The sequence below is a fragment of the Rhizobium sp. MHM7A genome, from assembly GCF_005862215.1.
Classification (GTDB): Bacteria; Pseudomonadota; Alphaproteobacteria; order Rhizobiales; family Rhizobiaceae; genus Rhizobium; species Rhizobium bangladeshense.
This window is the reverse complement of the sequence record NZ_VCHT01000001.1, coordinates 1,380,234-1,406,949: the sequence shown is the minus strand read 5'-3', so window position 1 is coordinate 1,406,949 and position 26,716 is coordinate 1,380,234. Positions and strand designations below refer to the sequence as shown.

The 26,716-nt window shown below is 54.1% G+C and carries 22 protein-coding genes and 7 tRNA genes; 11 read left to right on the top strand and 18 right to left on the bottom strand.

The features are described 5' to 3' along the window. Positions 1–7: 7 nt before the first annotated feature. From FFR93_RS08000 to FFR93_RS07985, 4 genes are all read left to right on the top strand, one after another. Positions 8–1,186 carry a DotG/IcmE/VirB10 family protein gene (locus tag FFR93_RS08000; protein ID WP_138392801.1) on the top strand — a complete coding sequence of 393 codons (1,179 nt, stop codon included), beginning with the start codon at positions 8–10 and terminating at the stop codon, positions 1,184–1,186. Between the two features lie 15 nt (positions 1,187–1,201). Then, positions 1,202–2,677, top strand: coding sequence for a hypothetical protein (locus FFR93_RS07995; RefSeq protein WP_138392800.1), 1,476 nt, complete (start codon positions 1,202–1,204; stop codon positions 2,675–2,677). Between the two features lie 15 nt (positions 2,678–2,692). Then, a complete protein-coding gene (locus tag FFR93_RS07990; RefSeq protein WP_138392799.1) occupies positions 2,693–3,421 on the top strand; it encodes an HNH endonuclease in 729 nt (242 codons plus the stop codon). A 207-nt stretch (positions 3,422–3,628) separates the two neighbouring features. Then, complete coding sequence (locus tag FFR93_RS07985) at positions 3,629–4,945, top strand: hypothetical protein (protein ID WP_138392798.1); 1,317 nt, start codon at positions 3,629–3,631, stop codon at positions 4,943–4,945. Positions 4,946–4,960: 15 nt separating this feature from the next. Here the strand turns inward: FFR93_RS07985 and FFR93_RS07980 are convergent, their stop codons facing one another. From FFR93_RS07980 to dnaE, 3 genes are all read right to left on the bottom strand, one after another. Further along, positions 4,961–5,779, bottom strand: coding sequence for an ATP-grasp domain-containing protein (locus FFR93_RS07980; protein ID WP_171049138.1), 819 nt, complete (start codon positions 5,777–5,779; stop codon positions 4,961–4,963). An 8-nt stretch (positions 5,780–5,787) separates the two neighbouring features. Beyond that, on the bottom strand, positions 5,788–6,372 hold the full coding sequence (locus tag FFR93_RS07975; RefSeq protein WP_138392796.1) for a hypothetical protein: 585 nt from the start codon (positions 6,370–6,372) through the stop codon (positions 5,788–5,790). 67 nt (positions 6,373–6,439) lie between these two features. Then, positions 6,440–10,111, bottom strand: coding sequence for a DNA polymerase III subunit alpha (gene dnaE, locus FFR93_RS07970; protein WP_138392795.1), 3,672 nt, complete (start codon positions 10,109–10,111; stop codon positions 6,440–6,442). A 126-nt stretch (positions 10,112–10,237) separates the two neighbouring features. Between dnaE and FFR93_RS07965 the strand changes: the two genes are divergently transcribed. Next, positions 10,238–12,337, top strand: coding sequence for an ATP-dependent helicase (locus FFR93_RS07965; RefSeq protein WP_138392794.1), 2,100 nt, complete (start codon positions 10,238–10,240; stop codon positions 12,335–12,337). Here the strand turns inward: FFR93_RS07965 and FFR93_RS07960 are convergent. Next, a complete protein-coding gene (locus FFR93_RS07960; RefSeq protein ID WP_138392793.1) occupies positions 12,334–13,056 on the bottom strand; it encodes a RusA family crossover junction endodeoxyribonuclease in 723 nt (240 codons plus the stop codon). The two genes, FFR93_RS07965 and FFR93_RS07960, sit on opposite strands and share 4 nt — an antisense overlap. Next, positions 13,050–13,454, bottom strand: coding sequence for a hypothetical protein (locus FFR93_RS07955; protein ID WP_138392792.1), 405 nt, complete (start codon positions 13,452–13,454; stop codon positions 13,050–13,052). Before FFR93_RS07955 ends, FFR93_RS07960 begins: the two co-directional genes overlap by 7 nt. A gap of 65 nt (positions 13,455–13,519) precedes the next feature. On the opposite strand from FFR93_RS07955, the gene dnaQ reads away from it, so the two are divergent. Genes dnaQ through FFR93_RS07940 form a run of 3 tightly spaced genes read left to right on the top strand, consistent with a single transcriptional unit; the run spans position 13,520 to position 15,541 of the window. Then, complete coding sequence (gene dnaQ / locus FFR93_RS07950) at positions 13,520–14,269, top strand: DNA polymerase III subunit epsilon (protein WP_171049137.1); 750 nt, start codon at positions 13,520–13,522, stop codon at positions 14,267–14,269. Between the two features lie 60 nt (positions 14,270–14,329). Beyond that, the gene (locus FFR93_RS07945) at positions 14,330–14,884 is read left to right on the top strand and encodes a hypothetical protein (RefSeq protein ID WP_138392790.1); all 555 of its coding nucleotides are present in this window, start codon (positions 14,330–14,332) and stop codon (positions 14,882–14,884) included. Positions 14,885–14,911: 27 nt separating this feature from the next. Further along, positions 14,912–15,541: a hypothetical protein gene (locus FFR93_RS07940; protein ID WP_138392789.1), complete on the top strand. Its 630-nt coding sequence runs from the start codon at positions 14,912–14,914 to the stop codon at positions 15,539–15,541. A 63-nt stretch (positions 15,542–15,604) separates the two neighbouring features. On the opposite strand, the gene FFR93_RS07935 is transcribed toward FFR93_RS07940, so the two are convergent. Both FFR93_RS07935 and FFR93_RS07930 read right to left on the bottom strand, forming a co-directional pair. Beyond that, complete coding sequence (locus FFR93_RS07935; RefSeq protein ID WP_138392788.1) at positions 15,605–16,168, bottom strand: HNH endonuclease; 564 nt, start codon at positions 16,166–16,168, stop codon at positions 15,605–15,607. Between the two features lie 271 nt (positions 16,169–16,439). After that, a complete protein-coding gene (locus FFR93_RS07930) occupies positions 16,440–17,465 on the bottom strand; it encodes an ATPase, T2SS/T4P/T4SS family (protein WP_138392787.1) in 1,026 nt (341 codons plus the stop codon). 86 nt (positions 17,466–17,551) lie between these two features. Between FFR93_RS07930 and FFR93_RS07925 the strand changes: the two genes are divergently transcribed. The 3 genes from FFR93_RS07925 (at position 17,552) to FFR93_RS07915 (ending at position 20,839) form a co-directional block, all read left to right on the top strand. Then, a complete protein-coding gene (locus FFR93_RS07925; protein WP_171049136.1) occupies positions 17,552–18,469 on the top strand; it encodes a MucR family transcriptional regulator in 918 nt (305 codons plus the stop codon). A gap of 67 nt (positions 18,470–18,536) precedes the next feature. Continuing rightward, positions 18,537–19,454 (top strand): HD domain-containing phosphohydrolase, encoded by a 918-nt coding sequence (locus tag FFR93_RS07920; protein WP_138392785.1) that lies wholly within the window; start codon positions 18,537–18,539, stop codon positions 19,452–19,454. 971 nt (positions 19,455–20,425) lie between these two features. Continuing rightward, on the top strand, positions 20,426–20,839 hold the full coding sequence (locus tag FFR93_RS07915; RefSeq protein WP_138392784.1) for a hypothetical protein: 414 nt from the start codon (positions 20,426–20,428) through the stop codon (positions 20,837–20,839). Positions 20,840–20,900: 61 nt separating this feature from the next. Here FFR93_RS07915 and FFR93_RS07910 read toward each other — a convergent pair whose 3' ends face one another. The 11 genes from FFR93_RS07910 to FFR93_RS07855 all read right to left on the bottom strand — a co-directional run bounded on the left by FFR93_RS07910 (position 20,901) and on the right by FFR93_RS07855 (position 26,394). Next, positions 20,901–21,227, bottom strand: coding sequence for a hypothetical protein (locus FFR93_RS07910; RefSeq protein WP_138392783.1), 327 nt, complete (start codon positions 21,225–21,227; stop codon positions 20,901–20,903). A gap of 13 nt (positions 21,228–21,240) precedes the next feature. Continuing rightward, positions 21,241–21,870 carry a transglutaminase-like cysteine peptidase gene (locus FFR93_RS07905; protein WP_138392782.1) on the bottom strand — a complete coding sequence of 210 codons (630 nt, stop codon included), beginning with the start codon at positions 21,868–21,870 and terminating at the stop codon, positions 21,241–21,243. A gap of 480 nt (positions 21,871–22,350) precedes the next feature. Continuing rightward, positions 22,351–22,427: transfer RNA gene (locus FFR93_RS07900), tRNA-Thr, on the bottom strand. Between the two features lie 36 nt (positions 22,428–22,463). After that, positions 22,464–22,540: transfer RNA gene (locus FFR93_RS07895), tRNA-Met, on the bottom strand. A 23-nt stretch (positions 22,541–22,563) separates the two neighbouring features. After that, entirely contained in the window at positions 22,564–23,154 is a 591-nt protein-coding gene (locus FFR93_RS07890) for a hypothetical protein (protein ID WP_138392781.1), read from the bottom strand. A 70-nt stretch (positions 23,155–23,224) separates the two neighbouring features. Beyond that, a tRNA-Val gene (locus FFR93_RS07885) sits at positions 23,225–23,299 on the bottom strand. 90 nt (positions 23,300–23,389) lie between these two features. Further along, positions 23,390–23,617: a hypothetical protein gene (locus FFR93_RS07880; RefSeq protein ID WP_138392780.1), complete on the bottom strand. Its 228-nt coding sequence runs from the start codon at positions 23,615–23,617 to the stop codon at positions 23,390–23,392. Between the two features lie 1,319 nt (positions 23,618–24,936). Next, a tRNA-Ile gene (locus tag FFR93_RS07875) sits at positions 24,937–25,012 on the bottom strand. Between the two features lie 170 nt (positions 25,013–25,182). Further along, a tRNA-Ile gene (locus FFR93_RS07870) sits at positions 25,183–25,258 on the bottom strand. A gap of 191 nt (positions 25,259–25,449) precedes the next feature. After that, positions 25,450–25,525, bottom strand: a tRNA-Ala gene (locus FFR93_RS07865). 793 nt (positions 25,526–26,318) lie between these two features. Beyond that, positions 26,319–26,394, bottom strand: a tRNA-Ala gene (locus tag FFR93_RS07855). Positions 26,395–26,716: the final 322 nt, after the last annotated feature.

Below are 26,716 nucleotides of genomic sequence, written 5' to 3'. Positions count from 1 at the left end.
GGGACCCATGTCACAATTTGGAAAAAACTTTAAGGCGACAGTCCTCGGAAGCAAAAAGCTTTTGATCGGCCTCTTCCTGCTGATTGTTGTCGTTATCGGTTATGTGCTGTCGAGTGCTCCCGAGCCGGTCATCCCTAAATCCCAGGTTCCGTCTTCGGGTCTGTCCGGTGATACGCCTGTTCAGGGTCTGGTCCCGAACAACCAGAAATACAACGAAGAACTCGACCAAAATGATGCCGATGTCTTCAAGGAAGCAAAAGCGACAGGAACGTCTGCCATCCCGACGTTGCGCGCCAATCCAACGCAGACTGTTGCGCCGGTTCTGGTGACCCCTGAGCCGACCCCGGCTGCGCCGGTGATTGATGAGCCAGCTCCTCAGATCACGCAGCAGCCGATCCTCGTTCAGGCTCCGATCAACAATATTCCAATCGTCGCGCCGCCGAATGCCGCCCGTGTGAACAACGACAAGGCTCGTGCTGATGGAATGATGAAGTACATGGCGGAAATGCGCCGTACCATTCCGGGTGCCTCCGTTACCAACTTCGGCGATCCAGCAAACTTCGTGAAGGAAGAGCCGCAGCAGTCTGCGTCGATTGCAGAGTCAGGCGTCAGCGCTGCGGAGCAGTCGAAGATCACGCTGCCGCTGTCAGGGAAAATCCTTTACGCTGAACTTGTCGGCCGTGCGAACTCGGATGTTCCTGGTCCTGTGATCGCCAAGGTTCTCCAGGGCGAATACGCTGGTGCTACCTTGATCGGTTCGTTCAAGGCTGCTCGCGAGCATCTGGTTATTTCCTTTGACAAGATGACCGTCGAAAAAACGGCCAATGGCGAAGAAATCAACGAGACAGTTGATATCAAGGCGGTCGCAGTCGACACCTCCAATATCGGCACCGGGCTTGCAACCAGCGTGGACCGCCACCTCTTCCAGAAGCTCGCCATAGGTTTCACCTCGGCTTTTGCTCAAGGGTTGGGTGACGCGATCTCCGACAAGGGATCGACCACGTACAACACATCTAACGGCACGATTACGACCCGTAACGGCGACCTCAACACTGAGGAGCAGCTTCTATCGGCAGGTGGTCAGGCTATCGCCCGTGGCGGTAACATTCTTGACAGCGAGTTTGGCAACCGTCCCACGACCATCATTGTCGAAGGCGGTACCGCCATCGGCGTCCTTTTCCTCTAAGATTGCGAGAAGAATATGCCTACTAAGGACAACAAGGATTTTGACGACGTAAACGGTGGTTTCGAGTTCGAAGCGGTTCCGACATGGGATGACGTCGAAGAGGAAAAATCAGGCCCGGCAGAGAAGACGGAATTCGAGACCGATTTTTCCAATCTCGAATTCGGTGGCTCGTCAGATGCGGACAACGAGAACGACAATGGCTTCGGCTTCAATTTTGACGCCATGCCAACTGAACAGTCGGTAACGGCTGATCAGCATCGCGGTGACCCCTCGTCGGAATTTGAGGAATTCGGCATCTCGCAGGACGAATATCATTCGCATAACACCGGCTTCGGGGCTTCCGATGACGACGCTTCTCATCCGTCATCTGCTGAGGAAGCCACTCAGTTCGACGAGTTTGATCAGGCGTTCTCAACGGGAGCCAATGATCATGGCCACCAGTCGACGGCTGACAATTCCTATTACGATGACGCAACGGAAGCGCTGACGAATGGGCAGTATCTCGGCGCGGCCGAAGATGATCCCTATACCCAGGTGCAGGATCAACAGTCTGTGCAACAGAGTGCCCAGGCAGCTCCGGCGTCCACCGGACAGAAGTCCCTGCTTTCCAAGCTCATTCTGCCGGTTGGTATCGGAGCAATCGTGCTCGTCGGCGGTTTCGTCGGCTATACCAGCCTGATGTCATCGACCGCTCCTGCACCGGCCGTCGTCGCCCAGACACCGTCTGTCACCGAAACACAGTTCCCGAGCGTATTGCCGCCGCAAGAAACCGCTCAGGCTCCGGTTGCCACTACTCCATCTGTCGGAACCGAAGTTGCTTCGAACCCGCCGATGAAGCAGACGAACGAACCGCAGGAATTGACGTTCGATCTTCCGGGTAACCCGTCAACTGACGTTGCATCGTCGGTCGAGACCCCGATTGTCGACACGCCGCCTGCAGCGTCCACACCGGTCAATGTAACTCCAGCCACTCAGCTTCCTGTCTCGACCCCGGTCGAGACAGCTACACCGGTCAAGGAAGCAACTCCTGTCACTCCTGTTGCGGTCCAGCCTGTCGTCGACAGCAACTTGCCCGCTGCGAAAGATATTGCGTTGAAGGCCGATCTGAAGGACGTTCTTGATCGCCTCGCCTCGCTCGAAGCAAAGGTCGACGATTTGGCCGACAGCTTCAGCGCCAAGGTGGATGTTCCAGCTGTTCCGACTCTTCCGGTTCAGACACCGCCAAGCGACGTTTCTGCCGGGTCCGGCTTGAACACGAACGCATTGCCGGTCGCGTCAATCGACAATATCGATCCACCGCTGAAGCCAATCGTTATCAAGGGCCTTACCCTTGTTGGCGTGTCGGGTGACACAGCCTGGGTCAATACGGGCAAGGATGTCATTTCCGTCAAGAAGTCGGACGTTCTGCCGAATGGTGGCAAGGTCGAGGATATTCGCCAGTACCGTGGTGATTGGGTCCTGATCGCTACCGACGGCATCGTTCTTCGCTAACCGGAGGTCACGCTGTTGGCAAAACCGCATATTTCCTTAACTCTGAGCGTTAAAGCCAAGAATTGGCGCTTAGCCGATCATCTGTCGGACGAAGCCGATAACGAGTTCGGAAAAATGCGCATGAAAGCCATGCAGCGTGACAACTATACCTGCATCGGGTGTGGGTTCCGCTCCGTCAAATGGCAGGAAGTCCACCATGTCGACGACGATCATCACAACAACGATGTGAGCAATCTCGCGACCGTCTGCTCCTTCTGTCATAGTTGTCAACATATCGGCTTCGCAGGTATCAACAAGGAAGCTGTATTGATCTGGTTGCCTGAATTCACTCAGGTGGAGGTCAACCACATCGTCAGAACAGCCCTTGTTGCAGATCGCTGGTTTGCCAATATCAAGGAAGATGTCGGAAGCGAAATCCAGAAGCTGCGCCAGGCTCGTCATTTTTCTGAAGCTGGTCAGAATATCAGAAACGCCATGCTGGAGCGGCAGACCGAGGTTCAGGCCCGGCTTGGAACTTCTGATCCGACAGAATTGGCAGAGGCTCTGATGCAACTTGAGGATCACGTCTATGATCAGCGTGACCGGTTCCTTTCTGGTGTGCGCCTGTTGCCGCTTGGCGTAAGAACGGTGGGTGGCGACGACAAAATGAAACAGATGACGCAGCACTGGCTTGAAAACGGTGGTGGGTATTACGGGTACAGGCCGACTGCCTGGGCTTCCTTGCGAAAAAATATCTTCGGCTAAAAATATTGACCGAGGTCGTATTTGTCGTATTCAATCCTATGATTTTCTTGTTAAAGTCATAGAGAAGCACAGAGTTTTTACATGGCACGCCCTTACGATCCTGACAAGAAATTCGGATTCGTCCTCTTTGACGACATCAAGGACCCGGCCTCTGGCTGGGCATCGATTGCTGGCGGCAGTGCCACTCGTATCGCCACGATTGACGACTTGTCGACCGGCGTCATCTGGTGGACAAATGTCGCTTACAATGAGTTCTTTTATGCCACCGAAATCTGGCGGAAATCCTTTCTTCGTCATGACAAGTATCTCGTAATTTCTCCTGATCGGGCTCTTGCCGAGTGGAATAACAACCCAAAAACGGCTAGTCCGGACTTCAAGTGCCTGTTCCTTGCCCAGGTTTTCAACAGGGTGATGTATGCGGCATTTAATCTAGCCCGTCGACAAATCCCGGCGATCACCATGGAGAAGCTCTTCGGTGGCCAAAAACTGGCGGACGATCTGCGGGTTCTCATGCCCGAAATGGATTATCCGCGCGGTGAAGCCGCCGCCGTGATGAAGGCCGATCTGTCGTTCTCATATTTCACAAAATCCTTGCTGCGTATGCCGTCGGATGGCGATCTCATCATCCTGCGTAAGCCACGTCTTCTTTACGCACAGACAATGCTGAATTTCCCTGTGCCGGTCGGCCCATTCGAACCGTTGACGCGTCGGTCAATGCGGGAACTTGGCGCGGGCGATGATCGCGCACAGTTCATTCGTGAAGCTGACAAGCCGTATATGGTGGAATTGACCATCGAGCGGATGAACCCTGATCTCGGCCCGATCTACAACTTCTCCAGCTCATCGGACAAGAACAAGAAAAAGGTCACGCGCAACTGGGTTGCGCATCCGGAATTCCTTTGCCTTGATACGCTGGCTGAAGTGGACGTTCGCTCTGCCTATGTCGGCGATAGTTACAAAAACCTCTATGATGAACTTGATGAGAACATCAAGGATTTCCTCAATGACGTCATGAACGATTCTTTGTGGACTTCCGGAATCATCGCCGAGACCCTTTGGCAGTGTATGCTGTTGAAGGAGTCGACGGATCGTGTCGGCCGTGCTGCTGACGGCAACGAAAAGGCGGGGACGTCCTGGGAAGGTGCCTGGCTACGTGCTCACGACAAGATCGTCATGTTTGCCCATGCAAAGGAACTGACCCAGCTCGGCTATGCCGTCGCTTCCTATGGGCCAGGCTGGATCATGTGTAAGGTTCCCCGAGAAATGAAGGCGGACTACCTCCGTGATGCCCTGTCGCTTGGCCTTGTTCCGGCCATGACGGACTTCCCCGACGGTCTGTTTGATCGTAAGAAACGTATCCCGTGGACCAACGATCCGAAGTCGATCTTCCTTGCGACCTTGCAGGCGCAGCGGCGTAACAACGCTATCTGGCTCCTGGACCAGTTGTCGGTGGTGGATGATCCCAAGCAGCGCAAGGAACTGCAGAAGCAGATCATGGAAAAAGTTACGAAGATGGGCTGGTGACCGGCAACAGGCCGGTCAGATCGTGTTTGCCTTCATCATTATTGCCTCACACCACCTGGACAGGATTGTTTCTGTCGCAGCCGCATACCAACCGGATGAATTGATCGGGTTGAACTCGACGACCTTGTAGCCATCCTGCGTTTTCGCGATATCCATAACGATGGTGCTGATAGGAAGGTGCTGTGCCGCCAAATCGGTTGCAGCTTTGAGAACCTCATGTGATGTCTCTCTCTTGAGGCAGAGTTCACCCTTGTTTCGGTACATGCTGACATTGATCAAAACGTTGTCGATGAACCAGCACCTATACTCTGCCTCGATTTCCTTGACCGGGCTTGCCCAGCATTCAAGCTGCGAATCCGGCAGAGTCTGATGCCTTTCCTGCCGCAGTTTCAGCATGTTTTCCCAGGAGGCAATGTCGTAGACCGCACCATTAAAGGCTTTATCGTCCCGGTTCGGCCTTATATGCACCCGTTCGCCGCGCTCCAGACGCCGTGTGATCTCGGAGACGGTCTGAACCTCGCCATTGCCGTTCAATGCATTCTTGCCGAAAGCAGGAGCCCAGCTTGTCGCGGCAAAGCGGTGCCTATCATAGAACGTCCAGGGAGCAAGTGCGCTGTCGGCACAGCGCTTGACCCAGCCAACGGAGCCATAGATGACCACGCCCGGTACGGCATTCCAATCGACACCAATCTTCTCCGGGTCAAATGTCTCGGTCAGTGACCTGTCGATAAATTGATGATCGTGTTTGTTACAGAAATCCAGGCACGGCTGGATCAGTCGGCCAATCTGGTCGAAATAGTTGTTCTGCAGCAGAAAGATGGGCTTTTGTGGCACTACCGCTCTCAGTCGTGAAAGCGGTAGTCAGTTTCACCAATGACCTGTTCTGTTGCCGTTGCGATGGCTCGATACCGAAGAAGAGCGTCCACGTTGGTTCCCTGATCCCATGCGGAATTCCATACGATGGTCGGAGAATGATCGACCGTGCGGAGGATTCGCCTGACCTCCATCGGGAACTCCTTGAAATTGAAGGATGCGCCGTCTTTCACGCTTTCGTCGTCATACCAGAGTTCGTCACCGTTCCGTTTTGCCGGTGTGTAATACTTCCTGCTATATTCCTCTTGAGCGAACCCCAGTGAGGGCGCGTCTCGCAGGTATCCCACGACATGCAATTCCAGTTCGCTTGAGGCAAGAATATCCCAGCTCTCGGCAATTTCAGGCGCGTTGTCGATCTGTGTCATTGCCGACGTCAGAAACCCATAGAAGTCGGAGTGCGTGCTGAAGCGCTTTACCGTATGCCCTTTCCACGAAAGCTCCATAAAGGCATAGCTCTCGCGAACCCAGGTGATATCGATTTCGGCCTTGTGCAGCGTGAACTTGTTGCCAGTAAATGACGTTTGCTTGTCGATGAAGATGATTTTCTCGCGCACGGGCGCGAATTCATGATACCCGAGAACCAGATTTTCTTTTTGCATTTGAATTTGCCCTGAACAAGAATTAATCGGAAATGGATTCCTGAACGGACACGATACCGTCCATGGATTTCAAAGTTGTCTCTGCTGCGAGCGAGATCACGTACCTACCGGCCATCGCCCGTGCATTTACCTGCTCGCCCTGGATGAGCTTCATGACAATCGGAACAGCTTTTGGGTTGTCGTCTTCCCGGATGGTTGCCGCGAAATCGAGGAACTCCTTGGCCTTTCGGATAACCGCTTCCTGTTTGATAGCGTCTTCGATCTTTGTCGCATCGTCGGCGGTGATCTTTCCGTTTTCCAGATCGATCCGCAGCTGGCTCAGCTTGCGCTGCTCCTCAACCGTCGACTTTACAAAGTCCCGATCCAGTGTGATCAGCATTTTGCCGCGTTCCTGAGAGACGAGTTCTTCTGCATCCAGGATTTGGCGACCGAAAATCGAAAGGCCGTCAAATCCCTCGTCCAGACGAACCTGGGCTTCGATCACAACCGGGCGACGGCCAAGTTTCGCGTTCGCGAGGATAATTTCGAGCTGTTCGATATGGTCGGCTGGCAGGTCTCGCCGGGAGAAGAAGCTCGCATAAAACACCGTCTTGCGTTCCTGGAATCTCGCACGCAGGTAGGGTGCCCCGTTCTTCGTGCGCTTCCGTTCGAACTCTTCGACCAGCCCTGCCATACGGACCTTTGGAAGGTCGGCAAGCCTGTTCTGCTTCATATACTCGATCAGCGACTGTTTACGCTTCACCTTGAGCTTTTCGAACTTCGGCTGGTAAACGTCGAGAGGATGGGTGCCGAAATAGAAGCCGACGGCGTTGAATTCGCGATCTGCCTTGTTTCCCCATTCGGTGACGTCAGCAACCTTCGATGGTATCTGGACAGGCTCGGAGGAGCCGAACATGTCGATCTGCGTCGTTTCTTTCTTGTTCCCCTTTGCCAGCCACTTCAGAATGCTGGTTGTCGCGGCCCGGTTTGCGTTCAAACCGTCGAATGCGCCTGCTTCGGTGAGCTTCTCGATCTGGTTGCCTCTGAATTCTCCGCCCATGCGCTGATGGAAATCGACCAGCGTGGTGAAGGGGCCATTCTTGTGAGCCTCAAACAGGGCGTCCATGTCCCCGTTGACGCCCTTGATGGCGTTCAAGCCGAAGCGCACGCCGAACGAGCCATCAGGCAGTTGCTCGGACTTGAAGCGCGGACCCGATTTGTTGATATCGGGCAGCAGCATCGGAACGCCATCGGCATCCATATCTTCCTTGATGAGCGCCATCTTTTCGGGCTTGTCCGAATATGTGAGGGACGCGGCATAGAACTGCGCGGGATAGTTCTTCTTCAGATAGGCGGTTTGATAAGAGATCACGCCATAGGCTGCAGCGTGCGACTTGTTGAAGCCGTAGTTCGCGAATTTCGCGATGGTATCGAACAGAGCGCCTGCGTCTTTCTCCGAGTGGCCGTTCTTGACGGCACCTTCAACGAACAAGACGCGCTGCTTGTCCATCTCTTCCTTGATCTTCTTACCCATGGCTCGACGCAAAAGGTCAGCGCCGCCGAGCGAATAGCCTGCGACAACCTGGGCCACCTGCATGACCTGCTCCTGGTAAACCAGAATGCCAAAAGTCTCTTCCAGGAACGGCTTGGTACCGGCAACTGGCTCCGGATATTCCGGTTCCTTGACCCCGTTCTTGCGGTCAGCGTAGAGCGGGATCATTTCCATCGGACCCGGGCGGTACAGAGCGCCAACGGCGATCAAGTCGTCGATCTTGGTTGGCCTGATCTGCTTCAAAGCCTTCTTCATGCCTTCGGATTCAACCTGGAAGACGCCGTTCGAATGGCCTTCAGCGAGCATTGCGTAGGTCGCAGCGTCGTCGAGCGGTATCAGGTCGATGTCGATGTCTTCTCCCGTGCTTTCCCTGATGTTCTTGAGCGTTTCCTTGATGACAGACAGGGTCTTCAGTCCGAGGAAGTCGAACTTCACCCAGCCTGTTTCTTCAGCCTTCTTCATGTCGTACTGGCAAACGCGCATACCCGACTTCGGGTCGTAGCCAACCGGTCCCATCCGGTGGAGCGCGCCACCACTGATGATGACGCCTGCGGCGTGCGTGCTGGTCTGTCGTTTGGTGCCTTCGAGTGCCGCAGCATTTTTTGCCAGAACACCGAATTTCGGGTCGGATTCGACAAACGCCTTGAACTCCGGGTTTGCCGGATCGTCGAGCGACTCCTGGACAGACTTGGGGTTCGGTCCATCCATCGAGACGAGCTTCGCCATGCGATGGGTGTCATACGGCGTGAAGCCGCCGAACTTGTCGGAAACCATGACGCGGCCGGTATCGTGGATCGCAGTCTTCGACTTGATTTCCGTAAAAGTCTGAATCAGGGAAACAACTTCCGAGCCGTACCGGTCACGAACATAATGCACTACCTCTTCGCGCCGGTCGGTGCAGAAGTCGATATCGAAGTCGGGCATGGAGACGCGTTCCGGATTGAGGAAGCGCTCGAAAAGCAGATTGTAATCGAATGGATTGATGTTGGTGATCTGGAGAACCCATGCAACAAGCGAGCCCGCGCCAGAGCCACGGCCTGGACCTACCGGAATTCCTTGTGCCTTCGACCATTTGATGAAGTCCGAAACGATCAGGAAGTAGCCCGGGAAGCCCATCTTGTTGATGATGCCGAGTTCATAAGCGAGACGCTCCTGGTACTTCGGATGATCTTCAACCGGGATGGAAAACTTTTCCAGACGCTCGATTAGACCCTTAGCCGACTGAACTTCCAGTTCCTCCGCCTCGGAGCGGCCACCTTCCGTTTCGAACGGAGGCAGTACAGGCTTACGTGACGGAGCCATATAGGCGCAGCGCATTGCGATATAATTGGCGTTGACGACAGCGCCTGGGAGGTCGGCGAATATGTCTTTCATGATGTCGGCCGGTCGAATGTGGAACCGGCGTTCCGAAGCAGGGACAATACCCTGGTCGGTCACGGCGACCTTTTTGCCATTGGAAATCGCATCCATCAGCTCGAACGCGTCAAAGCGATCACGGGTGGCGTACCAGATGTCGGAAAGGGCGACCAGCGGAATTTCGCCGAGGACCGTACCATCTTCGAAGGCGACTTCGTCATTGGTACGGGCAATCTCGATCAGTTGCTGCTCGATATCTTTTTCGGCTGGTGTTTCATCCCCAAAGCGGGAGATACCGATGTACAGTCGATCCTGGAAAAGCATTTTGAACCAGCCGACAGTGTTCTTTGCGTCATCATAAAGACCATTACGCAGCATCTGGTAAAGCATGCCGTCATAGCCACCGGTAATCATGATAATACCGTCGTTCGGATATTCCGCGAGAATGTCGATTGTCGTCAGACCCTCGCCACCTTCGTAGTCTTCCTCGGGGCGTGGCTGCTGAGTGGCGTCGAGGATTGCGCAGATGTTCTGGAAACCGACATCGTTCTGGGCAAGCAGGATAATGCGGCCTTCCAGGTTTTTGCCCAGCGTGAGGCGCAATGTGACGCCCATAATCGGTTGAACGCCGTATTTTGCGCCATATTCCGCAAACTTCATCGCGCCATGCATATTTCCTTCATCGACAATAGCCATGGCCGGAACTTTCAGCTTCGCAGCCTGTTCCACAAGGATTTCTACCTTGCTAACGCCCTTGGAGAGGGAAAAATCGGAATGGGCGGCTAGATGGGCAATGAAATTGCTCATTAAATAAAATTCCTCCAGGGCTTTCGAAGGATTCAACCTTAATACGGAGCCCGGCTTACGTCGATAACATTAATCTCTTGACACGTACTGGCTTATTGCGTCAACAGTTTTTGCAAGGAGTTCTCCATGAAAATAATTGACGAACTGGACCCAAATCAGTTGGCGGCTGCCACATCTAAATCCTTGAGGACAAGCATTAATGCTGGTGCCGGGACGGGCAAAACCAAGACGCTGACCGCTAGAATCGGTTGGCTGCTCTCCGAGCAAGGAATTCCCGCCGAAAATATTTTCGCGGTTACATTCACAGCCCGAGCAGCGCGTGAACTTCAGGAACGTGTCGAGAGCAATGTCGGCGGCCTGGCTCACGGACTGCGCATCGGAACCTTTCACAGTCTTGCTTCGCGCATCCTTCGCCGTCATGCGGCTCAAGGCGGCCTGAAGGACTCAACTTTCGGCATCGTTGACGAAGACGAGGCAAAAGCCATCCTGCGCGAGATCGCTGCAGACCCCCGCATCATCGGTCCCTTCGCTTCTCCCGATGGTCTTGACGAAAAAGCCATGAAGGAACTGGAAAAGGACCATGCCAGTGGCGTCGGCTCGTTCGCGGCAAATACGCTTCGCCAGATCGGTCTATGGAAGTCCTGGGGTCTAACCGAAGCTCTTGCGACGGACCCCCACAGGGAGGCTCGTGACGAGGTCACAGAGCGCATGGTGACTGCTTATGGTCTGTATCAGCATGAGCTGGAGCGCCGTAACATGGCTGACTTCGGTGACCTGATTCTGAAGGTGGTCGACATCTTCGACCGGCACCCGGAACTTGCAAGGCTTGAGGCCTTGAAGGTCAAGCATCTGCTGATCGATGAAGCCCAGGACGCAAACCCGGTTCAGATCAGGTTTGCCCACCATCTGGTCTCCCAGCATAACGGCCTCACGATTGTCGGTGACGATGACCAGAACATTTTCGGTTTCCAGGGCAGTTATGCCGGAGCCATGCTCGACCTGGCAGGTGAAGGCGCTGCGGAATTCATGCTTTCGACCAACCGTCGTTGCACGGAAGAGATACTTCGCCCCGCCAACATCATCGTTGGATATAACCGGCGACGTAAGCCCAAGCAGCTGGCATCCGGCCGACACGGAGCGAAGGTATTTGCGACTGGCCACGTGACCGACATCAATGAAGCCGCCTGGGTGGCTCAGCAGATCGGCAAGCTTGTCGAATCCGGTGTCGATCCCCAGCAGATCGCGATCCTGTTCCGCTCGAAATACACCATACCACCCTTCGAGGAAGCCTTGCTCCGTTTCGGCGTGTCCTCTCTGGTGATGTCCGGCACCTCCCTCATGGAACGCGAAGAAATCCGGGATGTGGTGGCATTTCTCCGGTTGGCTCTGAACCCCGCAGACGAAGTGTCCTTCACGCGGATTGCGAACAAGCCAGTCCGTGGCGTCGGCCCGGCAGCTGTCGAGTTTGTCGTATCCCTGGCCCGTTCGAAGTCCATCGATTACCTAGAAGCGCTTCAGATCGCGTCTGACAGCGGCAGCACTTTCAACCTGACCAAGGGTGCAAGATCGGGTATGCGGGAACTTGCAAACGCGCTGTCATTCCTTGTCGAAGACGGTCGCTGGAACCGCCCGCCTTATGACATCGTGACGACTGCGCTTACGGCAACAGGTTATCTGGACTGGCTAAAGAAACAGGATGGAGCAGACAAGCGGGTAGGCTTTGTCGAGGGGTTGCACCGTCTGGCCGAAGGCTATGAAGACCTTCTGTCGTTCCTTGGGGACATGGCCTTGATGACGGATGGCGAGGTCTCGAAGGAAGCTCAGACCGGTCGAGTGAAGTTGATGACGATCCATGCCTCGAAGGGACTGGAGTTCGACCATGTCTTCAGTGTCGGTTACGACGAGGGAGTCTTTCCGAATGCTCGTGCCATCGAAGAGAAGGTTGTTGCCAAGCCTGGCGACCCATGGAATGGCCCACAGGGTGGCGGCCTGGAAGAAGAGCGCCGTCTTTGCCACGTCGCCTTCACGCGTGCCCGCCACAGCCTTACGGTCTCGTTCCCTCATAAGAGGATCGGCAACAAAGGGAAAATGAAGGCGACCGGCCCTTCGTTCTTCATGGAAGAATGCGACCTGCCCTATAAGGAGATGGCGCAGATGTCGGCTACCGACCTCGGGCGAAAGAATGCACGTCGCGGTATGAAGACAGGTGGATATGAGCGCCGTTAGGTGTTAGCACGAGCATCCCATGCAAGCACCATGGGATGTTCCATATCTGACGGCTGCGCTGGCGACAGCCACAGCAGAAGACCAGGCTTCTCCCGGCAAATCTTGTAGCGCGTCGTCACGACCACGAAACGGTCATCCTTGAAGGCAATTTCGTTCAGTGCGTCGGCCGCAGCCTTTTCCAGGTTGTCCGCATCCCCATCAGCGGGAGATGTCGGCCAGAACTTGCGATCCCCTTTCAGGACGAAGAGCATTTCGACTTTCACCGGGCCGTCAAAGGGCAACCTGTCTCCAAGTACCTTGCGCACTTCCTTGCGGATGAAATCCTCGTATTCAACAGTGTCCTTGGGAGTGATCGTGACCTGAGCCCTGCTCTTGTTCGTGACAGGATCGCGTAGCAGCGCCTTGAACCGCCCGAGATTGCCCTTTGCGGCGAGGAATGCGTCACCGATAACCTTCATGTTCATCATCGTCCTCGGTCGCTTCTTCGGCCGAGGATCGTGTGGAAGGTCGATGTAAAATTCCATGATCGTTTCACTGCTCGCTACGATCTCCGCACGATCTCTTCCTGCCTTCTTGCTGCCCTTCGGCTTTTTGACTGCTTCCCCCGGCTCTTTGTTGACGGTCTCTGGTTTGCTTTGTCTTATCGGCTGCGCAGCGGGTGCCTGGCTGCCAGTTCTCGTTTTGAAGCGCGAGAGGACATTAGGGTTGATTTTCACCATCTCTCGTCCCTCGCCTTCATTCGTTGGCGTTCCAGGTCATTACCGTGACTTGAGATCGCAAAAGCCATTACTGAAAGAGTTTTGATGGGGCAGGAGCCGAGTTCATATCGTCTTGCGGCTTCGTCTTCGCCTGCGGAAAGACGGTCGGCTGTCGGCATCCAGTTGGCCACACGAGCTTTCAGGCCCGTCTCGACGAGGTTGATTGCGAGCGCTTCACACGCCGGGGAAAGTGGATCGATTTCACCGATATCCCGAACGATTTTCAGCGCTTTTTTATGCTGTCTGCCACCCGACAGGCTGCTTAAATCGTAGGAAACGCTGCACGCAGCGAGCCATGTTGAAGCACCAACGAGCGCCAAAAGGAAATATCGGTTTAATTGCGTCACGCGCGTTGACATCAAGGAATTCCGGTTGTTGAATCTGAGCCGCATTAAATTAAAGAATTCCTTGAGGAGACATGTCAATGTCCGCGACCCTTATGTCATCGACACCGCTACAGGGTGCCCGAAAAATCATCGGCGACTCTGAAACGACTGGTCTCGAAAAGAAAGAGGATCGCGTCATTGAACTGGCTGGTGTCGAGATCATCGGCAACGTGATCACCGGCAATTTTTATCACCAGTACATCAACCCCGGCCGCCGCAAGGTTCATGATGACGCTTTCAAGGTCCACGGTATAAGCAACGAATTTCTGGCCCCCTATCCGACGTTTGACCTGATTTACCAGGATTATCTTGCGTTTATCGGTAAATCGCCCGTGGTTTTCCATAATGCTCCGTTCGACATCGGCATGATCGCCGAAGAGTTTGCCCGTCTGAAAATTCCAATGTTCACGAACGAAGTTGAAGATACTCTCGTACAGGCCCGAAAGCTCTTCCCCGGCTCGCCAGCCAACCTCGATGCGCTTTGCCGTCGTTTTGGGATCGACAACACGCACCGTACAAAGCACGGAGCTTTGCTCGACTCCGAAATTCTCGCCGAGGTCTATATCAAGATGCACCGGCTTGATCAGCTGAAGCTGACAGTCGCCGATCAGGCCGTCACAGCAGCCGTCGCCGCGTTGCAATTCGATGCAAATTCTCCTTCTCTCGCCCCGGAAAAGCAGACGCTGATCGTATCGCCGCGCGCTGCAGAAATTGCTGCCCACAATGAATTCCTTACGAAATTCATTAAAGGTGCAATTTGGAAGGAATTCTCCATCCAAAACGGTTGACAGCCTCACGCATTTAACGGCTTATATCTTCGCACAACGAATTTAGAAAGGAATTCCTTGATGACCGAAGTTGGGTCGCGACCGCTTCTCCCTGCCGAGCAGGTTGCTACGATTGATGAAGCGCGTGCACAGAACCTCAGTGAAATCATGCAGCGCACTGCCCGGGCGATCAAAGAGCAGCGCATGCAGGATCAGAGCATGATTTCCGCGCTTCAGACATCACTCGCCGAAAAGGAAGTCGAGTTGTCGCGCGTTCGCAACGAGGCCGTTGCCATTCGCATGGAGAGCGAACAGGCGATCCGTGGCCTGCGCAGTGACCTGGCATATTCGCGCTCTGAAGCCGATGAGCTTCGCAAGAAGCTTTCTGCCGCGAATGAGCATTTCGAAAACTTCTACGAACAGGCAGGTGTTCTATGGAACACCATCGAGCAGCGTCATCGCGATTTCGTGTCCGTTGAAGAGCGCGCCGACGCCTTCTTCCTGCAGCAGGACGCCAGCAAGGCCTTGAACCGTCCAGCTCCTTTGTCGCCGACCCAGCGCGTCGACGAATTCCGCAATTTGCTGGAGCGTTTTCAGACCGAGAGTCTGGTCCCATCCGCTTCCGCCGTCTATTAATCCCACCAGTCAGTGAAAGAGAAAACCATGACAGAACAAGCACTCCGCAATCAGTCTCCTGCCGCGCCGCCGAGCGGCCTTGCCCTTTTTGAGCAGGTCAATGCAACCCTCAAGGCTTCCGAAGAGGCCAAGCGCCATCTATCGGCCCAACTGCAGAAGTACGGCGCTGCGTTTGCAAAGCTGAAGCAGGCTTATGACAAGCTGGCCGCTGCCCATGAAATTCAGACGAACGAGTTGACTGAACTGAAGGCCGCTAAGGTGACCTTGACTGAAACCGTCCGCCATCAGTCCTCGATGCTCCAGTCCTACGAGTCGCAGTTCCAGATGTTCTCGGCGGAAGTCGTTCGCTCGGACGCGCAGCTTCTCGATTGCGATAGCCTGGTGTCGCCGGTATTCGACCTGGATGCGGTGAATAACGGTCAGCAGAGCCCGGTCCTCAGTTTCGACCTGGAGCAGACAATCAACGCCTATGCTACCGATGCTGCTCCCGAGTCCACTCCTTCCGTTATGACGGTGTTTCCGACCCTGTCAGTGCCGGAAGAAGTTGCTTCGACTTTTGAAAACGAAGGTGAAGCGCTGATCACCGATGCGGACTTCAATCTCGACATGGAGGCTATCGCCCGAGATATCGAATGCGAGACCGAAAAGGCAGCCTGATCTGCCATCGCTGACTGATCACATGGAAAAGCCCCGGCGTCTTAAAGAACTCCGGGGCTTTCGCTATTTTTCGAGTGGCACGTCCCAGTATATGAAGGACAGCCAATCCTGATGCAGGGCCTGAGTGCCGTCGATTGTTCGCTGACGGACAGCGATTTCGTACGGCCTAGGTTTACGCGGCTCGGTGAGCAGCGTCATTTTCGCTTCCTTTGGCGTCCTGTTTGCCTTGAAGGTGTTGCAAGGCTGGCAGGAGCAAACAATGTTTTCCCATGTCGTGCCGCCACCGCGCGATCTTGGAATCACGTGGTCAAAGGTAAAATCACGGGTCGTCACCTCTGTTGCGCAATATTGGCAAACACCACCATCGCGAAGCCAGATGTTATAGCGATTGAATGCTATCGCACGCGAAACCTGCTGGTATTCCTTCAGAGCAATTACGCTCGGAAACTTTATCTCATGAACAGGGTGAGGAATTGTTCGGTCATATTCCGCTACCGTGATGACGCGATCCAACCAGACAGCCTTAACCGCGTCCATCCAGGACCACGTCGAGAGCGGGTAGAGAGATAGCGGCTGGAAGTCGGCGTTCAATATGAGCGCGGGGAACTGGCCAGGATGAATCGTCATAAAATAGGTCCTTTGTTACGAACCCGGACGATCCCATCTTACTCCTTAATTGGACCCGTCCGGTATAGCCGACACGGGTATTAAGGGTGAACCGGTCAGCAGTGATTGTATGCGCATTCGACAGCAAAATACGATGCCATCCCAGAGCGGTCGCCCGCCGGGAGGTTAATCGCAAGTCTGCTTGTCGTCTGCTTCGTCAACACTGCTTTATTCCTTCTTCACGATTTCACCATGGCAAACTTTTTTGCCTGGATCAACCGCTTTGTTGACATTAACGGCGAACTTGGCCCTGCTGTTGCCTTTGTTGCTCTTCCGGAAGCCTTGCTGGCTGGTATTTCTTGAGCGAGTTTGCAAGGTTCTGAAGGTTTCCCTCCTCAAGAGCGCTTCTTACCGGGTCAGTTACCTCGTTTGTCATCGTCACCTGCTCGATGAACGGGCCTCTGGGCGTCATGGTTTGATGAATTACCATTCTGACGTTTGAAGCCAGGGACCGGCGGGCGGACTCGCGCATTTCCGGCTTCAGATACTGAAGGAGAGAATTCACGGTATCTGCAATGGACGACGAGTGGATCGTGGCTACGACAAGCTGTCCGCGTCCTGCGGCAGCGATTAATTGCTCTGCGGCTTCCATCGAGCGGATTTCGCCAAAGAACATCCAGTCCGGATTAAAACGCTTTGCCTTCTTGTCGATCTTTTCCCAATCGCTTTCGCGGTGAATTTCATGCTGGAAGCACCAGGAATGCTCGCTGAGTGCGCCCGACAGCATGTATTCGACAGGGTCTTCCATCGTGAACAAGGTGCCGCCCATCTGGACGCAGAAGTTTCGCAAGAACGAGGCGGCCGTTGTGGTTTTTCCTTGTCCGGTCTTGCCGCCGATAAGGATTAGTCCCTTTTTACGGGCTTCCATCATCACCGCTTCGACAAGGCTCGGGTGGATGAGGAGTTCATCGGGCGTTGGGACGATCAGAGGAATCGGGCGAAGTGCTGCCCAGATTTCGCCGTCGGCCGCTTCGGAAATCGTGTAACGAAGTCTGAGATCGCGATACATGATGACGCCAATTTCCTTGTCGCCAATGAACGGCAGCAGCTGCATGCGGATTTCGCTTATTGGATCGGAATATTTATCCGGAACCGCGAGATTTGCCGAAATCAGCGTGGCTCGACCCGTTCTCGTAACGTCTGGCTTGTATCTGGAGCCGAAAGTCGGGTCATCTACGCGAATGTACAACTCTGTAAAAGGCAAATCCGACAACATCGCCGCCTGGCTGATTTCCTGCGCGTGGAACGATGGAGACATGGATAATTCCTTTTAGAATGTGTGGATTCATTAACCTCTTTAAAATGCTGGCATGTAAATATCGGGGCTGCAAACGCCGATGGCGCTTGCGTGACTTCAAAATTTCTGGCATCTGGCACATGAAAAGGGAGTTTGCGATGACAACGGATTCGATTTCTCGTCCTCACACCACCTCAACCGAGCGATTTCAGCGTGTTGTTCTTCCGGCGACGGTCGAACTGATCAAGTCCGCAATCGCCAGTTCTGTCGTGAATGCTGAGAACGCATCGTCGGTCGTGGAGACCATCGCGAATGCTGTCGCACGGCTATCTTCTCGCCCTGGCGCACATGACCAACCTGACTTTCCGAACAGGGATTCCGATCTGTCTGGTGTTCCTGTCGACGTCCAGCAGGTGGTGAAAAATTACCAGAAATCCTATCTGTCTGGTCGCCTTTATGTCGTTCAGCCGAAAGCGCTCGAAGAACCTGTCAAGCGTGGCCCAGGTCGCCCGAAGAAGGTGAAATTGCATCCTGTCGCGGAAGCCCGGCCACAGCCACCCGCTCCAGCTCCGGCCCCTGCTGCTCGCATCGCCACTCCGACCCGTGACAAAACAGCCACTCCCTCGGTCACTGCCCGCGCTCCTGAGCCAACAGTAAAGCCCGTGCAAGAGGTTTCTGCTCCCTCGCTTCGGATGGACATGAAGCGTCGTAAGGCAGACACAGAAGCGAAGACCAAGCCGGTCGAGAAGCGCCTTCAAGCGCCGCCGGAAAGCACCCGCAAATTGCCGAGGGGACTGTCCTCGATCAACGAAGCAATCCAGGACGATTACATCGTCTGCCTCGACGACGGCCGCAAGGTCAAGGACCTGGAAAAGCACCTCGACGCCAAAGGCGTAACGATGGAAGCCTATCTGAAGAAGTGGGGCCTTCCATCTGGCTACCCAACACGAGCCCCGAAGCTTATTCTGACGAAGGGCACGGTGTACGAGTACAATATTCATTCTGGAAAGTTCGAGACGAACTGATCCCGCCGATCCCTGTTGTTGGTTTCGCGCCCGTGAGCAAGCATTTTCCGGCAATACGGAGAATGCGATGCACCCTACTGTTCAAGCAAATATCGACGAATTGAAGCGGATGCTGTCTCCAGAAGACAGCTACCGTCAGCGACTGGGCAAGCTTAGCGTTCTGGAGGCCGAGAGCTACAGCGACGTCGCCATCCATTCGAATGGCGTGCTGAAAGTTGCTGTGCAGATCGCAGAATCCATGGGAATGAGCGAGGACCGTATCAAGGAACTTGCCTTCGGAATTCGATGGCACGATATCGGCAAGCTGGCAATCCCGGTCGAAATTCTTCGCAAGCCGGGAGGTTTCGAGGACGAAGAGTGGCAGATCATGAAGGAGCATGCCCGGGCCGGTATTGACCTGGTTGGAGAAGATGCCCCTCAGTCACTCCAGAACATCATCCTTTATCACCATGAGAAATATGCCGGACGCGGATATTTTGGCCTGAAGGGCGAAGCGATCCCGCTGGAAGCGCGTATTGCCCAGGTTGCCGACGTCTATGACGCACTTTGCAGCAAGCGTGACTACAAGTCGGACATCAGCGAGGAAAAGGTTCTCCTGATGATGACAGAAGACGGACCGCGCGGTCGTTACGAGCATGATCCCTTTATCTTGCGCCGGTTTGTCCAGCTTCGCCTGCAGGATCAGAACCTGAGGCTCGACGACAATTCCCGGGCTTATCTTTCCGAATATGCTGCATCCGACCCAATGATCGATTTTGGCAAGGGTAAGAGCGAAAACCGGAACGATATGTCGCATCTCTGGGCCAACGACGGGTGGCAGGTCGAAAAGTCCGGCCACCGCATGCTTTATCGCCTCGATGAAGTATCCGGCAACAAGAAGCTCGTCGAAGTCCGTGACCCTGCGGGTATCGTCGTTCGTCGTATCGATCCCCCTGCCCTTAACAATGAGATCGAGTTCGAAGTTCCGGCTTACGGCCGGGCATAACGAATTCACCGACAGTCCTCCCGGCGAAAAGCTTGTCGAGGCTGTCGGTTTCCGCCGCTTCCTTTAGGAACTCGACCGGAATTTCGCTGTAAACGGCCAGGACATTTACCTGCTGATATGGGCTCATGTTGTCCCACCTACTCGCGCCGTTGCCCAATCGGGTAATTAGGCCGCTGATCAGCGTGTGATAAGCCTTCGCGCCGTTCATATGGTCCGTAACCGACGGGTCCAATGCTATTTGCCGCCAAACTGGGAGTTCGGATATCGGCAACTGCTCAACCTTTTGACCCATCGTGAATTTCGTCATGGCGGCTCCAGTGTTATGTCTGCTCGACGATAAATAGGTGTTTCAGGTTCCGCTAACAACGTTTTCTATAGCGTTGGTTGTCACAATGTCGAAACAAACGAAAGCTGGAGAAACCTATTTCCAGAAACGAAAGGAATTATCTTGTCGTTACTCCTTTGTGTCCAACTCGATAGGCACAAAGACACTGGCCCCTAACCGATTTTCGGATTTCGGTCAGGGAGCCAATGCGATCACTGGCACTAATCTGCGATTGTCGACATCCGTCGGAACTCGCCAATTCCACCAGACCCACTTTCTCTCGAAAGCTTCATATTTTGCGACCGCCGGGTGTAAGGAGCGGTCGTGTTTGGTCGCCAGCTGATCCCTGGCACTCGATATTGGTCCCTTATGGACTGGCCTCGATGGACGGCGCTCGTTCAGACCTGTGCAGCTTGCGCACAACTCATTTTTAGAGCCCGTGAGGCGTATCCACGGTCCGTGCGGTCAAACCTGCACCTGGTCATGGTGCCTTCGGCCTTTGACGTGGTCAAACGCTTTATAGCCGTTCGGTGGTAAAAGCTACTCGAAGGACATCTTTAGCACCGAACGGCTATAAACTCGGCACCAGGTTGCGTTTCCGATAGCGGCAACCTAAATGAGGGGATACCGTGACCTGGATGAAAACATGAAGGCCTGCATTTCCACTGTTCAGTTCTCCTTTTGTGAAGAAGATCGAAACCAGGCCGCTCAACGATTGTTGGCGAAGCTCGCAGGTAAATACGATTATCTCTCGTCCGGACAGTATCGGGCGGTCTTCAAAATGCGTGGTGAACGTGTTCTGAAGGTCCCGCTGAGCGAGGCGGGCGAATTCTGCAATGACGGCGAAGGCTCGATCATCGACGACACCTGCGCTCGTGGTAAATGGTTGGAGATCGATGGTTTCGTCTGCGTCATGCAGGAATATGTCGAGGACGCATCCTTGTCGACGATCCGGTCCCGGCTCGGGCGTCTTCCTGATTGGGTCGCCGGGGTCGATAGCGCCCAGGTCGGCTTTACGCGATCCGGGCAACTGAAGGCTTACGACTTCGTTCACCCGTGATCGCTATGTCGACTTTCAATAAGTTTGCGTCGTTGAGATACAATAGGTTAGTGATGTATAGTTAGCCGAAGCTGCGGGTCAGGGCTGCGTCCGGATCGGCATCGTCCCAGGCTTTTTCGATTTCTACCTGGTCGACAAGCACGTGCTTTGCGGTCGATATAAAATCTAGAACTGCCTTCGCCCGGAATGCCGTGTCTTCCGACAATTCATCGAACGTCATCTTCCCCTTGCAATTACCGTCCTGGTAGAAGGTGAACGTGACATAACCGCTTGGGAAGGCTTTTTCACACGTGATGAGGTCCGAGGCTTCATGTGCTTCGATCTCCGCTACGACGTCATCGTAATTAACGACAGGGTAATCATCATCTTCGTCTTCGATATGGGACATGTGTTCGCTCCGATTATGGATCGATCATGGCGACAGTCTTTGCAGGAGACAAACCCAATGTGTCGGGGGTCTCAGTTGCCGAGGTCGTGATCCTTTTCCCGTGGAGCCATGATCCTTGCCCATTCACGGAGAACAATGGCTGATAGTGAAGAATTGTCTTATCCGGCCGGACATCTCTATGGAGACTGTCCAGGATCATCGTTCCTTTGTCGGTTGAAACCGACAGAACTGCGTGGACGAGGTTCCTCTTCGTGTCTTGTACGACCACTATCGCCATTCTCTCCCGGGGAATGCCAACCCGCAGCAACGAAGCCATTTTCAGGATGGCAAAATCCTCACAATCCCCTGCTAGTTTCGCGACGGTCTCGTTCGGTGACGCCCAATAGTCTATCCGCGCGTAAAGCGTTTCATCTGAAGCGTATTGAATTCGTTGATTGACGGCCGAGTTGATGAGTGAGAGACGCTCTTGAAGGGGTGCTTTCCTGGCCCGCTCGATCACGTTACTAAGTATACAGTTTTTCGGGCAATCAAAATCTAAGCTCGGAACTGATATTGCCGCGATTTTTGCGATAGGTATCGGAACGCTGTCGAAGGCTCCGATTGCTGAGATCGTGGCCAAAATAAAAAATGCTTGAAATGACATGCGGAGCCTCCGAGGCTTCCAGCTTCCGACAAGATATTCTTGTCAGAAATGTCACTTCTAGCAATGCACCAAAGGAGTTCTTATGCCTCCTGGCACTTCAATTCCGTTGCCAGTGCGATTTTATCGCGGCGGCGACCTCGGCGATGAAGGACTTTGGTCATTTCGGTGTGTTTTTTCTTGGAACGCCGGTTGTTATAGCATTCCAGTGAGAAGTGATCATGACCGGGGCAGCATCGAGGAAAGTCACCAGGGCCCATTCCGTAAGCACGCATGGCTATTTTCCTTATTCAAGTCGGGTGTCTTTGAAATAAATAAAGCACCTATGCGCCCCCAGCCGGTTAGCTGCTTACACAGCGGCCGTAACCTAGTCTTGGCAGAGTTACGAGGCATTCCTGCCGTCGGGTCTCAAGGCTCTCACCCTGGTGAATTTCCCTGAAAAAATCGTTTTTCAAGGTCCTCACGGACTGCGCATAGGAATTCTGGTGCTGCCGATGGGGCTCGAACCCACGAACCTCCCCCTTACCAAGGGGGTGCTCTACCAACTGAGCTACGGCAGCATGACTGCAGGTAACGTACACACGATTTACTGAAAATGGTAGCAGACGGCAGACTTGAACTGCCGACCTCCGGGTTATGAATCCGGCGCTCTCACCAACTGAGCTAGTCTGCCAAAGGGTGGACTCCAAGGAGAAATTACATTGCAAAACCGAGTTGTCTACCTTCACCTGGATGGAGGGTCAGTTCCTGTCCCATATCGGTATCAATGTACTCGGGTGCGTCTTCTTCGCGTTCATCACGCGATTTCGTCTCCACGTAGGAGCCGCTGAGGAATAAGAGCTTCCGAAGGCTTTCGCGGTCGGTGAAGTCAAAGTCAGCGCTACCTTCATTGTCGATGTCGAGCCAGACGCGCTTACCTCCCTCGACGATCAAAGTGAGTTTGCACTTCGTCTCGTCTTCGATGGCATCAACGAGGTCCGAAACGCCGACGAACTGTTGCCGAAGGAGCGGAATTGCATCGTAGGGCTTCGATATATCGATTCCTGTCGTGTCCGGACCACCTTGAATGATGGTCGCGAGCAGATATTTGACGATGTTTTCCGGCTGATAGTAGCGATACCGCTCCTCACCATAATAGCTATGTTCGCCGCACCTTATGTTGATGAAACCAGCGCGAAGGCTTTCCTGGTCAAAATTCTTATCCAGAACATCGCCCTTGCCGAGAGCGACCGAGTGGCTTGACGAGCTGTTGGTTTCGAATACCTGATCTCTGATGACTGCCGTCATTGGAAACTCCTATTGATGTGCTCACCAATGACAACCGATTGGCATGCATACAGCCAGTATTTAGAAGGAATGGTGGGCCGCACAAGGTTCGAACTTGTGACCCCTACGATGTCGACGTAGTGCTCTACCGCTGAGCTAGCGGCCCATGTTGAGACCTTGCCGAAGACGCCAGTACATCCGTGGTCGTCCTCAAGGCTAGGTCTCATCCTACGGCACGTGTTAACGCGCCGAAGTCTTATGCGTAGCGTTTAGAGATCGAACCGAATGGATCGCGATCTCTCGCCTGCTTTTCGCGAAGCATCTCTTCGCTAATTCCTTTATCCGCCACCTGGTCGACCTGCCAGCGGCCGGTGAATGAATCATCTTTAATTTCCACCGATTTGCCGACAACGGCACCGCGCTCTGGAATATATGCGGTGGTTCGTCCGGTCCCTTGGGACAGATTGCATTGGAAGTATCTCATTTTCCTGTCCTTTCTCTGGTTAGCGGAAGATGAAGTTGTAACAGCTCTACAGGTATCCCTTGAGCCAAGAATTCGAATTGTCTGAATAAGGAGGTGTCCTGGAGCGGCTAGAACGAACTTCCCGTTCCTTTCGCAATACAGCAGACCATGGACACCGCTTGTACCGCTATCCCCATCGGGGCCGCATATAGGAAAGAGGCTGACCCTCTGAAAATGCATGAGGAGCCTTGTTCCCTATCCGGGAGGCTCCATCATGGCGTCGTTATGTTTTGAAAGCCTGAGATATACGGCTTTCAGTGGTGTTCGTTAGGGTGTACCACAACCCTTTGCGGGGCTGGTTGCCTTTAATCCACGCAAACGTCTTTCGACTATCTGCGTCACACCAATGCCGCCTTTTTAAGAGGGTGGCATTTCCCTCGTCGTCAGAAGTAACTCGGTGTTCAATCTTACGCCTTCCCTGCCGGGCAATAGTTAAGGGTTCGACCCCAAACGTCGTCTTTTCCACCAATTCTCTCCACCTTCCGGGCTTCGAGAACCCAGATTGACTTTCGTCTCTGGGCTTAGGCATCTTATCACTCACTGACCGGACCAGTCTTTGGATTTTGATTTTTGCAAGAGATTATGAAGTCTCAAACATCGATCCCAATTCGATTGCCCTCGCGGGCGTTGCTAACTCACTCAAGACGTGCTGGTCCACTTGCTTCAATCTCCTTTCGGAGACCAAAATACAGGACGCCTTTGCTACCTTTCACGCTGCTAACGCTAATCAGTCATCTTTCAAAATCCGAGACATTACAGACCCGAACTTCTCAGATTGCGAACCGCCCTCACCCGCTAAGGTTTGAACCTGTTCACTACCCTTTGTCATCAGCTCTCGATCAGTTGCACAGGGCGAAAGATTTGCGGTCTTTCTTAAGCCTCACCGTTGGCCTGGCTACATTCCGCCTTGCGGGCGAAACCCTCTGATCTTCGAGCCTATCTCCACCGAAGTGAAGCCGGGTGGCCCCGTGACTAGGCTTGCGTGGATGGACCAGTTTGCTGGCGGGGGCCTGTGAGAGGTTACCCCTTTTGGTCGGTTACCCGAGTTTATCCTAATGACGCTACGCCGCCAATTCGTTGGGATGCTCACGCATCTCAAACAAGATTTCCCATTCAGGCTCTCGCCTTCGCGGGCATCGATATAAAATCGAAGGAAACCTTCCGAGCTTCAGGCAGAGCCTCGTGGCCGGTTGGTGATTTTATAATACCGAAAAGATTTCCTTTGTAAACATCTTTGCACATTTTTTTTGAAGGAATTTCCAAAGAATTCCTTTTGTAGGTGGTGCCTGGTACTGGACTTGAACCAGTGGCCTAACGCTTATCAAGCGTTTGCTCTACCAACTGAGCTAACCGGGCATCTTATTTCCATGTTCGAACTGAGAGAGGGCTGGCCCGCCGGGAATCGAACCCGGTAGAGTAGCTAACTCCGTCATCCGTAGCCTTCCGAGCAATCCAGCAACCGGTCCACCTGATTGGCAGGTGAGGAGGAATCGAACCTCCTGCATCGGGCCATTGCCCTCGTAAAATGGTGCGCCTTCCAAGGATTGAACTTGGGACCCCACGCTTATCAAGCGTGTGCTCTGACCGCTGAGCTAAAAGCGCATAGTCGTGTTGAGGCTATGTCTCGAATTCGGTTCCGATTGACGTGGGTCCGACACCTGTCTTAGTCGGCGCTCGCGGCCTTAAACGGGTTTCCGTCCAGCCAATCGGCATGCTTCAAGGGCTTCTCTCCCCTTTGTCACGTCTACCTGACGTCAGGAGCGAGCATCGTCTCGACCAGCGAAGCTCGAATGTGGTGGAACCAGGGAGAGTTGAACTCCCGACCTTCGCAATGCGAATGCGACGCTCTCCCGTCTGAGCTACGGCCCCATGAACTTGTTATGTGTGATCCTTGCGCAATGGTGGACCTGACCGGATTCGAACCGGCGGTGTCCAGGTCAATTCCCGCGTACCTTTGCGTCGCCCATACGAAGTTTTGGTGGACGAGACGGGATTCGAACCCGCCAGAACCCAGGCCCATTAATGGTGGAGTGAAACGGAATCTCACCGTCGTCCCAGAGTTACTAAGGCCTGCCCCTGCGTCAGGCAGTGTCACCCCATCATTGGCTTGCCAGGCGGGTCTCTCACCCGGGACCACCACAGCCCCTTTTTCGCAACCGTCCACCCCACTGACCATCGATGTCCTCGCTGACCTGGTTGAGGTCTAGATCGCATCGGCCGGGCCCTCACGGGTTACCCTGGTGGCTGCTCTGTCTCCCTGAGCTTGCTGGCAAAGTGTTTATCCTGTTCAAAGCAGTTACTGTGATCAGGATGTGTGTTGGTGGACTGTACGGGCAGCGAGCCCGCCTTCAGGAGCGACCTGTCCCGACCGCCGTCGACAGCCCATAAGCGAATTGGTGAGCAGGGATGGATTTGAACCATCGACACGACGGAACCACCCGCCTGCTCTACCGCGAAGCGCTTTTCCCGGGCCCTGGTACTTCGCGCTCCTCTGAGCTACCTGCGTCATACGCAGCGTCTGCTGCGAATAGCCACGAAGGTCAAATTCCGTTTCACCGGCGTTTGAAAATCGGGACGATGATCAGTCGCGTTCCCCGATCCCCTGCTTTATGACCGCGTCCATGCATTGACGTTGCGATCAGCCACAGGGCCTTCGAATTCTTGGTGGAGTTAGACGGAATCGAACCGACGACCTCTTCCATGCCATGGAAGCGCTCTCCCAGCTGAGCTATAACCCCATATTGATACCGGCGGCAGTTTCCTACCACCGGTAAGCCCTACCCTGCACTGAGGACCTTGTTGAAGGCGACGCCTGGTATGTCTGAGGCCCCGACGCCGTTCAGGCTATCTGTAATTTGGTTGAAGCGGACCGTTTTCCGGGACGTCTCCGGGCACGGACAAGTTGGCTCATGAGACACAACCCCAATTTCGCTGCACCCGGGCGTCACACCGAGCTTACCTTTTCGGTCGCTTTCTGCGCTTCGAACTGTCTAGGCGGTGTCTTGTCAGACACATCTTTGTTATCCTTCACCCGAAGGTCGGACCCATGTAAAATGATCG